The sequence below is a fragment of the Tumebacillus avium genome (assembly GCF_002162355.1).
GTDB classification, from domain to species: domain Bacteria; phylum Bacillota; class Bacilli; order Tumebacillales; family Tumebacillaceae; genus Tumebacillus_A; species Tumebacillus_A avium.
In genome coordinates this window covers 1,507,186-1,520,276 of record NZ_CP021434.1, presented here as the reverse complement: position 1 = coordinate 1,520,276, position 13,091 = coordinate 1,507,186, and the positions used below count along the sequence as shown (strand labels likewise).

Annotated in this window: 13 protein-coding genes; 10 read left to right on the top strand and 3 right to left on the bottom strand. The window is 57.3% G+C overall.

Annotated features, from left to right (window positions below; genetic code table 11):
• Positions 1-207 precede the first annotated feature (207 nt).
• The gene (locus CBW65_RS06915; RefSeq protein WP_087456243.1) at positions 208-1,224 is read left to right on the top strand and encodes a hypothetical protein; all 1,017 of its coding nucleotides are present in this window, start codon (positions 208-210) and stop codon (positions 1,222-1,224) included.
• Positions 1,225-1,247: 23 nt separating this feature from the next.
• On the opposite strand, the gene CBW65_RS06910 is transcribed toward CBW65_RS06915, so the two are convergent.
• A complete protein-coding gene (locus tag CBW65_RS06910) occupies positions 1,248-2,141 on the bottom strand; it encodes a DMT family transporter (protein ID WP_087456242.1) in 894 nt (297 codons plus the stop codon).
• A 146-nt stretch (positions 2,142-2,287) separates the two neighbouring features.
• Between CBW65_RS06910 and CBW65_RS06905 the strand changes: the two genes are divergently transcribed.
• The 4 genes from CBW65_RS06905 (at position 2,288) to CBW65_RS06890 (ending at position 5,471) form a co-directional block, all read left to right on the top strand.
• Positions 2,288-2,752: a cupin domain-containing protein gene (locus CBW65_RS06905; RefSeq protein ID WP_087456241.1), complete on the top strand. Its 465-nt coding sequence runs from the start codon at positions 2,288-2,290 to the stop codon at positions 2,750-2,752.
• A gap of 70 nt (positions 2,753-2,822) precedes the next feature.
• Positions 2,823-4,118: a phytoene desaturase family protein gene (locus CBW65_RS06900; RefSeq protein ID WP_087456240.1), complete on the top strand. Its 1,296-nt coding sequence runs from the start codon at positions 2,823-2,825 to the stop codon at positions 4,116-4,118.
• 24 nt (positions 4,119-4,142) lie between these two features.
• Entirely contained in the window at positions 4,143-5,054 is a 912-nt protein-coding gene (locus tag CBW65_RS06895; protein ID WP_087456239.1) for an RNA polymerase sigma-70 factor, read from the top strand.
• Positions 5,055-5,072: 18 nt separating this feature from the next.
• A complete protein-coding gene (locus tag CBW65_RS06890) occupies positions 5,073-5,471 on the top strand; it encodes a VOC family protein (RefSeq protein ID WP_087456238.1) in 399 nt (132 codons plus the stop codon).
• Between the two features lie 69 nt (positions 5,472-5,540).
• Here the strand turns inward: CBW65_RS06890 and CBW65_RS06885 are convergent, their stop codons facing one another.
• Positions 5,541-5,996: an RDD family protein gene (locus tag CBW65_RS06885; protein WP_157721819.1), complete on the bottom strand. Its 456-nt coding sequence runs from the start codon at positions 5,994-5,996 to the stop codon at positions 5,541-5,543.
• Between the two features lie 175 nt (positions 5,997-6,171).
• On the opposite strand from CBW65_RS06885, the gene CBW65_RS06880 reads away from it, so the two are divergent.
• Genes CBW65_RS06880 through CBW65_RS06870 form a run of 3 tightly spaced genes read left to right on the top strand, consistent with a single transcriptional unit; the run spans position 6,172 to position 9,051 of the window.
• Entirely contained in the window at positions 6,172-7,140 is a 969-nt protein-coding gene (locus tag CBW65_RS06880) for a D-2-hydroxyacid dehydrogenase family protein (protein WP_087456236.1), read from the top strand.
• 28 nt (positions 7,141-7,168) lie between these two features.
• Positions 7,169-8,050: an aminoglycoside phosphotransferase family protein gene (locus CBW65_RS06875; RefSeq protein WP_087456235.1), complete on the top strand. Its 882-nt coding sequence runs from the start codon at positions 7,169-7,171 to the stop codon at positions 8,048-8,050.
• A complete protein-coding gene (locus CBW65_RS06870) occupies positions 8,041-9,051 on the top strand; it encodes an LLM class flavin-dependent oxidoreductase (RefSeq protein WP_087456234.1) in 1,011 nt (336 codons plus the stop codon). The genes CBW65_RS06875 and CBW65_RS06870 overlap by 10 nt, the downstream gene beginning before the upstream one ends.
• 18 nt (positions 9,052-9,069) lie before the next feature.
• Here the strand turns inward: CBW65_RS06870 and CBW65_RS06865 are convergent, their stop codons facing one another.
• Positions 9,070-9,687 carry a TetR/AcrR family transcriptional regulator gene (locus CBW65_RS06865; RefSeq protein WP_198299775.1) on the bottom strand — a complete coding sequence of 206 codons (618 nt, stop codon included), beginning with the start codon at positions 9,685-9,687 and terminating at the stop codon, positions 9,070-9,072.
• 177 nt (positions 9,688-9,864) lie between these two features.
• Between CBW65_RS06865 and CBW65_RS06860 the strand changes: the two genes are divergently transcribed.
• Together CBW65_RS06860 and abc-f are read left to right on the top strand one after the other, a co-directional pair.
• The gene (locus CBW65_RS06860) at positions 9,865-11,022 is read left to right on the top strand and encodes a YhgE/Pip domain-containing protein (RefSeq protein WP_087456232.1); all 1,158 of its coding nucleotides are present in this window, start codon (positions 9,865-9,867) and stop codon (positions 11,020-11,022) included.
• Positions 11,023-11,316: 294 nt separating this feature from the next.
• Positions 11,317-13,065, top strand: coding sequence for a ribosomal protection-like ABC-F family protein (gene abc-f, locus CBW65_RS06855; RefSeq protein ID WP_087456231.1), 1,749 nt, complete (start codon positions 11,317-11,319; stop codon positions 13,063-13,065).
• The last annotated feature ends 26 nt before the right edge of the window (positions 13,066-13,091 follow it).

Genomic DNA, 13,091 nt, shown 5'->3' with positions numbered 1-13,091 from the left:
AAATACGCCTCACTTTCTGCGGTACGGAAAAATGACCACAGTCATTTTTTGACTATGGTCATAATTGTAGCGCAGAGTGAAAATTTCCACAAGAAACCTGACAGCATATACCTGAAAGATATAACTTTTATGATTGCAGTTATAACTACCTATTTTAGTAAAATGCCCATATAATGAGCCTATTCGATTTCGGGAGGTTCCTTTTTTATGATGAAAAAAAGTATCTATTCGCTTCTGGTCGCATCTCTTTTCCTTTGCGGCACAACGGTTGCAACCGCAGCTTCGGCTGATGTTTTGATGGTTTATGATGACAGCGTTCGCAATGATTTTACGAATTTCAGTTGGGCGCAGCATTCGTTGACTCAGCAGGCGGTCGTCCATTCCGGACGCACGGCGATTGAGATGCTGCCGGATCGGGACAGCGGCGTTTACTTGTACAAAAGCCGCGTCGCATTTGTCTCCCAATATGACACGCTGCAAGTATGGGTGCATGGCGGCGAAGTGGGCGGACAAGCACTGAACCTGGTGATTCAGGCTGGCGGCGTTCCGGTGGCGACCAAGTCGTTTGCCGACCTCATTCCGGGCGGCATTCCGGCGAACCAATGGACGAAAGTGGAGCTGAATCTGGCCGATCTGGAGATTCCGAACGGCATTTTCGACGGCATCTTGATTCGCGGCACGACGGATGGCCTGCAGCCTGCCGTGTATTTTGACGACATCGCGCTGATCAACAAAGCATCGGTGACACCGATCGAAACGGTCACAAACGGGCTGACCGTATACGATGACTATTTGAACCGCCCGGACTTTGTGAACTACTCGTGGGTGGAACATGACGTCAACCAGACTGCATACGCGCATACCGGCATTCACGCCGTGCAGATGACTCCGAACCGCGACCTCGGGCTGTATTTTTACAAAGACCGCGTCGCATCGACCTCGGAGTACCGCACGCTGCGCTTCTGGATCAACGGCGGCAGCACCGGCGGGCAACAGTTGAAGCTCGTCCTGATGGCAGGCGGCGTATCGGTGGCGGAAAAATCGTTCTCGGAACTGCTTCCGACCGGCAGCCCGGCAGCAGACACCTGGACGAAGGTGGAGCTGAACCTCGCCGACTTGCAGCTCCCGAACGGGCTGTTTGACGGCTTGCTGATCGCCGGCACGACAAACGGCACCCAGCCGTCCGTCTATGTGGACGACATCGCGCTGCTGCGCGGCGAGTAAGAAAAAAGGGAAATCGCATCCTGTTACGAGGACGCGATTTCCCTTTTTGTTGATTGATTGCGCACGACAACAAAGGCGCCAAACAGCACGATGAGGGTGCCGATCATTTGCAGGAGCGTGAAGGACTCATCGAGGATGATCACCGACAAGACGATCGTCAGGATCGGCTCCAGCATGCTGAGCATCGAAGCGTTGGTCGACCCGACCAGCTGCAGGCCGGCGAAAAAGGTCAGCAGCGCCAAGATCGTCGAGGCGGCGGTCAGGCCGAGGATCGAGGCCCAGGCCATGGTATCGAAATGAAAATCGAGCGAGCCGGTGGTCAGTCCGATCATCAGCTGGACGAGTGCGGTGAACAAGATGACCAGTCCTGTGGTCAGGAAGGCAGGCAGCTGTTTCACCACGCGGTTCATCAAGACGATGTGGATCGCGTACCCGACCGACGCGGAGATCGCCAGCAGCAGGCCAACCGTGTTGATCGCACCATAGGAGGCGCCGATCACGAGGGTCATGCCGGCAAACGCGAGCAGGATCGAAAAGATGACTTTGCGCGGAAAGACTTCTTTTTCAATCAGCCCGCTCAAGATCACCACAAAGATCGGATAGGTGTAGAGCATCAGCGTGGCAAGCGAGCCGGAGATGTAGTTCAGCGACGCAAAATATAGCGTGGAGATCAAGGCGTAGATCACGCCGCCGCAAAGGAACAGCGCGGCCCATTGTTTTTTGGTAATCGAAACTTGGAAGCGTTTGTTCCAGCGCAAACAGAGATAGAAAAAGACGCCTGCGAATGCGAAGCGCAGAAACAATGTCGTGGCGATGTTCGCGCCGCCTTCATGGGCGAAGACGGCAAGGATCGGCATCACGGCAAATCCTGTTGCAGAAAGACACATAAGAAGCACGCCGGTGGTAAACCGATTCAAGGTCAAGAACTCCCCTTTCCCGAACTTGATTGTAGCGCATGGAACGGGGCAGGACGAGCCCTTTTTTCATGCCTTTGCGGGGGAAAAAAGGAATTCAAGAAGTTAGCCCGAACTCTAGTAATAAATTCCAGAACGGAGGGTATGAAATGACGAAAATTCACAATCTGAGCAACATGCCGGATGGGACAGACGATACCTTGGGGCCGATGCGGACGCTCTATCTGGGGCAGGCGGCGGGCAGCGAAAAATTGTACGTGAACATTGACTATGTCGAGCCGGGCGCCAAGAGCACCAAATTCCACTCGCATTCCGAGCAGGAAGAGTTCTTCATGATCCTGAAAGGCAATGGCACCTTGCGCCTCAATGACGAGGAGCATCAGGTCAAACAAGGCGACTTTATCGCCAAACCGGCAGGCAAAGGAATCGCCCACCAGTTCATCAACACCGGGACGGACGTGCTGGAGATTCTCGACTGCGGTTTGCAGACGAAGGAGGATATCTGCGTGTATCCGGATGAAGACGTGGTCTATATCAGATCGATGAGAAAAGATTTCAAACTCGGCGACGCCATTGCAGACTTTACTTCCGACCCCAACGCACCAACCAAATAATTCATGATGTCACAAATCGCAGCGCTGTCTCGTCTTGAGGGTAGATACTCAAAACAGGGGGCGTTTTTCGATGGAGACGAAGCGTTGGGATGTCACGATCATTGGCGGCGGGCTGGCCGGATTGACGGCAGCGGTGTATCTGGCCAAGGCAGGAAAACAGGTTTTGCTGCTGGAACAGAGCGCACGCTTGGGCGGCCGGGCGGCGACAGATGAGAAGCAGGGCAGCTTGTTAAATATCGGCCCGCATGGGTTGTACAAAAAGGGAGCCGGGCTGAAGACCCTGCACGAGCTTGGCGTGACACCAGATGCAGGCCAGGTCAAACTCGCCGGTCTGCTGGTCGCGGGGCCGCAGCAAAAGGTGCACAATCTGCCTGTATCCGCATTGCGCTTGCTGACGTCGGGCTGCTTTTCGATCGCAGAAAAGGCAGAACTGGCCGGCTTCCTCACCCGCATCCTCAAGCTCGATCCGCAAACGGTCGAAGGACTCACGCTGCAAGAGTGGCTGCATGGCGAACTGAAAGGGAAAAACGCACGGAGCTTTTTCCTCACCCTTGCCCGGCTCAGCACCTATTCCAACGCTCCGGCGCAGGTCAGCGCAGGCGCAGTGATTCGCCAGTACCAGTTGGCGATGGGCGGGGTGTATTACGTTCATGAAGGCTGGAAGACGATGGTGCAGGCGCTGGGCGAACGGGCGCAAGAAGCAGGCGCTGCCATCCAGACCGGGCAAAAGGTCACCGCGATCAAAGGAACTCGCCCGGAGATGACGGTGCAGCTCGCAGACGGCACGGAGATTGCCACCGGCGCTGTGCTGTCGACGCTCAGCCCGCAGGTGACCGCACAGCTCACCGGAGCGGAACCGGATTCGCATCTCGGGAAGCTCTGTAGCCGGATCACGCCTGTTTACGGGTCGGCTTTGGATGTGGTCGTTCGGCGTTTGCCAAATCCGAACGCCAATTTTGCCCTGCATCTCGAACTGCCCTATTACTACTCGAACCATTCGCATACGGCACGCCTGTCGCGGGAGAGTGACCATGCCGTTTTGCATCTTTTCAAATATCACAGCCCGCAAGAAACGGCCAGCCCGGAGCAGCATCGGAAGGAGTTGGAGAGCTTCCTTGACCTCTTGCAACCGGGCTGGCAGAGCGAACTGGTCACATCCCGCTATCTGCCGCGCATCGCCGTCACCAATGGACTGCCAACGGTGGAGCGCGTCACAGAGGCGCGCCGTGCCAAGCAGCCGGAGACGGTCGTGTCTGACATCCCCGGTCTGTACCTCGCCGGGGATTGGGTCGTCAATGATGCGTTGCTTGCCGATGCTGCCATCGTCAGCGGGAAGGAGATGGCGCACCGGCTGCTCCGCGAGTAACGCAGGAATCAGGAGGGGGTTCGGATCGAAACGCAAGAGCTCTATATGGAATATCGGCCGCTCTTGTTCACGCTGGCCTACCGCATGCTGGGTTCGGTGATGGACGCGGAGGACGTGGTGCAGGGGACGTTTCTTGCCTTTGCCGGGGTTGGGGAGGAGCGGAAAGAGCAGGTCAGCAATGTGCAGGCCTATCTCTGCAAAATGGCGACCAATCGCTGCCTCGACCTGCTGCGCTCGGCTAAACACCGCCGCGAAGTGTATGTCGGCACCTGGCTGCCGGAGCCGGTCGTGCTGCGCGAGGAGCAGGAGGTTGACGAACCGCTGTACGAACTGTTGCGGCGGGATGATCTGTCGACCGCCTATCTGATGCTGATGGAGACGCTGTCCCCGGAGGAGCGGGCGATCTTCGTGCTGCGGGAAGCGTATCAGTACAGCTATGCGGAGATCTCCGAGCATGTGGCAAAAGGGGAAGCGAACTGCCGCAAAATTTACTCACGCATCAAAATCAAACTCGGGCCGCAACTGGCAGACGCCCGTGCCGATTACCACCAGGATTTGGCGACGCTCAATCGGTTTCTCGCCGCGTTTGCTGCCGGAGATGTGGACCAGTTGCTGGAGCTGCTGTCTGCCGATGTCACGCTGTACTCGGATGGCGGAGGGAAAGCGACCGCTGCGATTCGACCCATCGTTTCCGCTCCGCATGTGCTGGCCTTCCTGCAGGGAGTCGCCGCCAAGTCCGGCCCAGACTCTTCGGTGGAACTGGTCACGATCAACGGCCAGCCGGGCCTGCTGTTCCTCACGGGCGGCCAGGTGCACACCACGCTTTGTTTCCGCCAAAAAGCGGGTCGGATGCAGAACATTTATCTCATGCGCAACCCGGATAAGCTGGCAGCGATTGGGGTCAATCTGTACAATGGGAAAGAGAAGCAATCGTAATCTAAGGAGGATCTCTCAATGAAATTGATTCCGTATCTGTCCTTTCACGGACAGGCAGAAGAAGCGATGAAGTTTTATGCTGACGCCCTGAACGGCGAAGTGACGCAACTCGGCCGCTACAGCGAAGCGCCGGGCATGCAGGTTCCGGAAGGTTTTGCCGACAAGGTGCTGCACGGACGCTTGCAGATCCAAGACACCTTCCTGTACTTCTCCGATGTTGACCGTGACGTGAACAAAGGCGACCAAGTCAGCCTGACCCTCGAATTTGAAAGCGAAGAAGCGATCGACGCAGCGTTCGCCAAACTGTCTGCAGGCGGCACCGTTCACGTTCCGCTCGACAAGACGTTCTGGGGCGCGAAATACAGCAAGCTGGTCGACAAGTACGGCATGCAGTGGGATCTGAACTACCAGTACTAATTGGAAAAACGCTTACGAGCTACATAGAATAGACAGAGAACCCCCCTGCAAACAGGGGGGTTCTTGTTTCTAGATGCTTGATTTAGGAGAATGGCTTTGGATGCCCCATCTGCCTCTCAGCACGAGGCAGTTTGCCAGTTTATCGTGCAAACCTTGTTTTTGAGAGGTGACTCCGATCATTATGAAACCGATCAGCAAGGTTGCAAAAGATAATATCTTGCTGAAATGCCGGACTGTGGCCTTTCCGAGTGAGATCCGATTCCCATGAAGATCAACCACGGCCAAGCCTAAGATCTTCTTGCCAAGTGTACCTTGTAACACGGAGCTTTCCATAAAGGCAAAATATAACCATGGAATCGCAAATGACATTATATTCAGGAAAACCTCTCCGATAAGTCCTTCGAACTTGATACCCACTCCAAACGTTATTTTGCCTAAGATGGTGGTAAAACCTGAGACCACCAGCCCGTCAAGGAAAACCGCAATAAATCGAAGCCAAAAACCTGCGTAATGCCCTGTGTTCAAGTAACTATACCTCCATATCAATTTTGTTATAAGTATAAACTAATGTAACGAAATGGCAAAGCAGCGCCAAAGCGGCGCTGTAGATTCAGATTAGTATTCAATCGGTAACCAAGTATACATGGCTGACGGGGCGAGTGATAGAATGGAGGTACTATTTGGAAGAGGGGAACCCACGATGAAAACTGTGATTTTGGACGATTGGGAGCATGCCTCGGAGAGTGGCGCCGTTGAGCTGGAACGCTTGCGGGCTTTTTCAGAAGTTGCTGTCTATCACGATCAGCCGACGCCGGATGTTTTGAAAGAGCGGCTCTGTGACGCCGACGCCGTCATCCTGATGCGGGAGCGAACCTCTTTGACCGCGGAACTGCTCGACAGCATGAAGAACATCAAACTGATCGCCCAGACCGGCACGGGACTGGCGCATGTCGATCTGGCGGAAGTGAACCTCCGGAAAATTCCGCTCGCCACCACGCCGGGCGGGTCGACAGCCGCTGTGACTGAGCTGACGTTTGCGTTTCTGCTCGCTTTGAGCCGCGACTTGCCGCGCCTGCATCAACAAGTACAGGGCGGCGCATGGCCGGTCAGCATCGGGCGCAATCTCGCCGGGAAGACGCTTGGCATCATCGGCCTCGGCAAAATCGGGCAGCGCGTCGCGGGTGTCGCCAAGGCATTTGGCATGAACGTCATCGCCTGGGGACCGCGCTTGACCCAAGAGCGTGCTGATGCGCAGGGAGTTGGCTATGCCGCAACGCTGGAAGAGCTGTTAAAACAGAGCCAGTTCGTGACGCTCCACGTCCGTCTCGTGCCGGAGACGAAGCGGCTGTTGCGCGCGGAGCATTTTGCCATCATGCGCCAAGACGCTTATCTGATCAACACGTCACGCGGGGAACTGCTCGACGAAACGGCGCTGGTCACGGCGCTGCAAAACGGGCAGATCGCCGGGGCCGGTCTGGATGTGCTGACTCAGGAACCGCCCGACCCGAACCACCCGCTCCTGCAACTGGAAAATGTGATCCTGTCGCCGCATATCGGCTGGAAGACGGATAACACGTTCGAGAGCTTTCTCAACGGCTCGATCGAAAATATCGCGAGCTTTTTCCAAAAAGGAGCGCCGCAAAACATCGCCAATCCGGAGGTCCTATAGCCGCCGGTGCCTGAGGAGGAAGCATCGTATGATTCCTGACAAGTTGCAACGGACGATCCGTGCTGTCCACGGCGAACGCGGCGCGAAATGGCTGGCCGAGTTCCCGGACACGCTGACGGAGATCGAGCGCCGTTTTGCCATCCGCATCCTGGCGCCGTATGAAAACCTCCCCTACAACGTCGTGCTGGCCGCTGAGAGCAAGAGCGGGGAAGAGATTGTGGTCAAGCTGAGCGTACCGAACAAAGAACTGCGCACGGAGATGCACGCGCTCAGGCTGCATGACGGGCAGGGCTATGTGCGCCTGCTCGACGGGGATGCCGACCTTGGCGTGATGCTGCTCGAAAAAGTCCGCCCGGGCCGTCCGTTGAGCGGGGTGCAGGAGGAGCAGGCAGTCGAGATCTTCTGCGGTGTGTTGCAGAAGCAAAAGCCGATCAACGCGTCTCCGGCCGATTTTCCCACCCTTGCCGACTGGGGGCAGGGGCTGCAGCGGATCAAGCCAGACGCGATGCCTGCGGAGCGGATCGCCAAAGCGCAGCGCATTCACCGCCGCTTGAACGAAACGACCGCTGTCACCACGCTGCTCCACGGCGATCTGCACCATGATAACCTGCTATCGGCAGAGGATGGCTGGGTGGCGATCGACCCGAAAGGCGTGATCGGCGACCCGTGTTATGAGCCGATCCCCTTTTTGCTGAACTACCTGCGAGACAAGGAGCAGTTGAAAAAGCGCATCGACCGCATCTGCGCCCAGACCGGCCTCGATAAGGGCCGGGTGACCGCCTGGGGATTCGCCCACATGGTCTTGTCGGCGTGGTGGCATGTCGAGGACGGGACGGACGGGTATGAATCGGCGCTGCAAAAAGCAGATTACTTTGAGGAACTGTTGGGAGGGACCACCATATGGGATTGACGCTTTCTGTGCTTGACCTCTGTCCGCGCGTCTCGGGCTCCACCGCGTCAGATGCTGTGCAAAACACGCTCGACCTGGCCCGGCTCTGCGATCAGCTTGGTTATGAGCGCTACTGGCTGGCCGAACATCACAACATGCCGGGCATCGCTTCGACCGCGCCGGACATCATGATCGGACAAGTGGCGCGCGAAACGAAACACCTGCGCGTCGGCTCCGGCGGCGTGATGCTGCCGAACCACGCGCCGCTGAAAGTCGCCGAGAATTTCAAACTGCTCAACGCCTTGTTCCCCGACCGCATCGACCTCGGGCTGGGGCGGGCGCCGGGCACCGACCCGTGGACGGCGCAGGCGCTGCGCAAATCTAAGACCGATATCGGACAGGACTTTCCGGAGCAGTTGATCGAACTGTTGTCGTTTGGCAGCGGCGAGTTCCCGGACGATCATCCCTACCGCAACATCAAAGCGGTGCCGACCGACGTGGAGCTGCCTCCGGTCTGGCTGCTCGGATCGAGCGACTTCAGCGCCGTGCTGGCCGCAAAAGTCGGGCTCAGCTTCGCCTTCGCGCACCATATCAACGACCACGACGCGATCCCGGCGATGCAGGCGTACCGCAATGAGTTCAAGCCGTCACAGTGGCTGCAAGAACCGCGCTCGCTGCTGACCGTCTCGGTGATCTGCGCGGAAACGGAAGAAGAGGCGGAGCATCACGCCAAGTCGCTCGACCTGACCTTCCTGCGCCTCGTCAGCGGCAAACCGGGCCTGCTGCCAAGCCCGGAAGAGGCGATGGCCTACGAGTACAGCTCCGACGACCGCCTGTTCATCGGCTCGTTCCGCTCGCGCCTGTTTGTCGGCACGCCGGAGCGGGTGAAAGAGCGCATCTTGCACCTCGTCGAGCAAACGGATGCTGATGAAGTGATGATTAACACGATGATTCATTCGCATCAAGCGCGCAGACGCTCTTATGAACTGCTCGCGGAGGCGTTTGGACTGGCCAAGCGATAACAAAAAAAGACACTCCCTTTAGCGGGGAGTGTCTTTTTCTACCGGCAGGATGCCGATACTGCGCATCGGGCCGTGGCGGGCGAGATGGAAGAGGTGGGTGACGAGGTATTTCGGCGTGTAGGGCATGTCGTGTTTCAGCCACCATGTCAAAACGCCGATGATCGCCGACGTGATGTACTGGATCGCGATGTCTTTTGGCACCAGCAACTGGTCTTCCGAAGCAACCAGCGACTTCATGCCTTTGCGGAACTTGGTCTGGAACTCCTCCATCAGGCGGTTGGAAAAATTCAGGTCGCCTTTTTTGACCAGCATCACTTGGAAAAAGGGAGCATGGGCGGCGATCTGTTCAAAAAAATGCACGATGTGCGGCGGCGGATTGGCGTTCAAGATCGCTTCTTCTGTAATCTGAATGCCTTGCATCAGCTCGGTCAACAGCTCATCGGTGCTTTGGTCGAGCAGGTCCTGCTTGTCTTTGTAATGCAGATAAAACGTCGCCCGGTTCAGCCCGGCGCGCTCGGCGATCTCCTGCACGGTGACTTTTTCATAACCTTTCTCATCGATCAGCGAGACGAGGGCATCGCGCAGCAGCAGGCGGGAGCGTTTGATGCGCGGATCGATCTTTTTTTCACTCGACATGAGATAGCTCCTTGCTGAAGTTGTAGGGGATAATCGACAAAAATCCGCTCGATGTTGATTACTCGACACTGAGGAGGAAGTTGTTGCTTGCTTCTTCACCCTTTTGCTCTTAGGATACTCAACATAGGGTCTACTAATCAACATCATGTCGAATAAGTGGTACAGGGGGAGAACGTTATGAAAAGCTTCTTACATGTGTTTCAACAAAAGTTTTTCCTGATCGGCTTAGGAGTCGTGCTGCTGGTCGGCACGATCATGGCGTTTGCCAACATGGGCTCGACGGTCAGCCCGACGCCAAAAGATCTGCCGGTGGCGCTTGTCGTCGCAGATGCAGGCCAATTGGGGCCGATGATCGCCGAGAAGATCCAAGGCATCGAAACGCCGCTGAAATGGACGGTGCTGGACAGTGAGCAGGCGGCGCTGGATGCGCTCGCCAAGGAAGAGTACTACGCGGCGGTCGTGCTGCCGCAAGAGCTCAGCGCACAGCTTGCAACTCTGCAATCGCCCGCACCGAAACAGGCGGAAGTCACACTGTACGTCAACCAAGGCAAAAGCCTCACCGCAGCCAATCTGGCCAGCGGCGTGATTGAAAAGATCGTAGCCGGCGTGAACACTCAGCTGCGCGAACAGACGCTGGCCGTTGTCAAACAACGCGGCAACATGCTGTCCACGGAGCTGGCCAGCGTGCTGGCAGCGCCGGTCAAACTGACCAGCACGCCTTTGCACCCGGTCGGCAGCAACAGCGCCAACGGCAATGCGCCGGCCGTGCTGACCCAGCTGACCTGGTTCTGCTCGATGATCGGCGCGGTGATGATGTTCCTCGCCGCATCGAAAAACGCGCACGGCAAAAACCGTGTGGCCGTGCTGCTCGGCCAGATGATCGCCGGGATCGCAGTGATCGCCGTTGGCGTGTTGACGGTGCTGGGCATCACGACCGGCATTTTGGGACTGGAGCTGCCCGACTTCTGGCAGGTCGCTTTGTTTATGATGTTTGCAGGCTACTGCTTCTTCCTGCTGCAGACGACCTTGCTGTCGTGGATCGGTCTGGGCGGCATGCCGCTGTTGGTGCTGGTCTTCTTCTTTGGCGCACCGGTGCTCAGCCTGCCCAAAGAGATGCTGCCGCTGATCACCCAAGACTGGCTGTACTCCTGGCTCCCGCTGCGCTTCAGCGTCGACGGGCTGCGCGACATTCTGTATTTTGGCGCAGGCGACAACCTGTCCGACCCGATGTGGACGCTGGGCGGGATCGGCACAGCGGGTGTCGTGATGATTCTCGCGTCTGCCATCAAAACCAGGCTTGCAAAAAAGCAGGCCGGTCTGGTATCCTCAAATTAACTGAACTGAAAGGTGGATTGGTTTTACGGACATGGACACTTTGTTTGTATTCTAAATGCCCCGCATCTAGGAACATAGGGTGTAGAATGCAAACGCGGCCTGCCAAACGGCAGGCGGCGGGTAAGGGAGCAGTCTGTCTGCTTTCCGAGACTCGCAGAGTGAACCATGTGCCGACAAACCGATTCGCCTTGACCGGGAATCTGTCTGTTTTGCCGTGGGCGCATCTGCACCCACGGTTTTTTTGTATGTAGGGCTCTGTTGTCAAATTTGCAAAACAGGGAGTGACCTACACTTATGATGGTACTTTTACAAGCACATGAGTTGTACCAGTCGATCGGTACAAAGGAATTGATTCAACACGTGGATCTGGAGATTCGCAGCGGGGACCGCATCGGCCTGATCGGGCCAAACGGGGAAGGGAAGTCGACGCTGATGCGCATGCTGGCCGGCGTTGACGAGCCGGAGAGCGGCACCTTGCTCACCTCCTGCATCACCGGCTATATCCCGCAGTCGATGGAAGGGGACGGGAGCCTGAAAGTGACCGACTGGTTCGCCCGTCAGGACGTTCTGCCCAATCTGGAGATCGCCAAGGAGCTTGGCGTCGGCGACCATGTCTGGGAGCGCCCGGTGGAGAGCTTGAGCGGCGGGGAGCAGACCAAGATCGCGCTGCTCGCCGCGCTCAGCGTTCGTCCAGAGCTGCTCTTGCTCGACGAGCCGACCAACCACCTCGATCTCGACGCGGTGCGCTGGCTGGAGAAAACGCTGAAGAAGCTCAAAGTCGCCTTGGTCGTCATCTCCCATGACCGCCGCTTCCTCGACGAAGTGACGAACACCACCTGGGAGCTGAAAAAAGGCAAGCTGACCGCGTTCCCCGGCAACTACACCCACTATGCCGCCTGGGTGGAAAGCGAACGGGAGCGCATCGAGCAGGAGTACAGCGAATACCTGAAAGAAAAAGGCCGCCTCGAAGAAGCGATCACCCGCAAACAGCAATGGGCAGCCAAAGGGGCCAAAGGGCGCAAAGCGACCGACTCTTTCGCCCGCCACCTCAAAGCGATCGACCAGGCCCGCGTTTTAAAAACGCACAGCACCGTCAAAGCGATGCAGCGCCGCCTCGACGACATGGAGCCGGAGGAGAAGCCGGAACAGCGTCTCGTTGCCAAAGTCCGCTTTCTCGACATCGAGGAAGCGGAGCGCCCGGTGCTGGTGCGCGGTGAAGAGATCTCGTTTGGCTACGAGGAGCGCCGCTTGCTGACCGATGTGAATTTTGAAGTGGAAAAACAGGACCGGATCGCGCTGATCGGCCCAAATGGCGCCGGCAAGACCACGCTTTTGAAAATGTTCACTGGCGAGCTGGCACCGCAGGAGGGTCAGCTCCGGGTCACGCCGACGGCGAACTTGGGGTATTTTGACCAAGTCTTTGCCACTTTGAATCTGGAGCGCAGCCTGCTCGACGACCTGCTCCAGCTCGACGGGATGGACCGCACCACGGCACGCATCTTCCTCGGCAGTTTCCTGTTCCGGGATGACGAAGTGTTCCGCAAGCTGTCCACGCTGAGCTATGGCGAGCGCGTGCGTTATGTGTTCGTCAAGCTGATCCTCTCGCGCACGAACACGCTGGTGCTCGACGAGCCGTCCAATCACTTGGACATCGTAACGCGAGAAAAAGTGGAGGAAGCGCTCTCCGACTATCCGGGCGCGGTGATCTGCGCGTCACACGACCGCTATTTCCTCGAAAAGCTGACCAACAAAGTCTGGGAGCTGCGCGACGGCAAACTGACTGTGCACCCGTACGGCTTCAAAGAGTATTGGGAGCGTCAGCAGGAGCAGAAGTCGCCAAAGCAGCCGGGCAAGGGCAAGAAAGAACAGAAGCAGAACAAGCAGCTCCTGAAAGATGAAATTTTGCAGATTGAGACCCGTTTGGCGCAGCTGTCCTGGGAGCTGAGCACCGTGCTGGATGCGGTGAAAAAGGGGGAGCTGGACCGCGAGTTCATCGACCTCAGCCGCCGCCGCAACGGGCTGCGCGCCGAGCTGAACGGATAGCAGGGCTTTGGCGGCGGGCGGCGAAA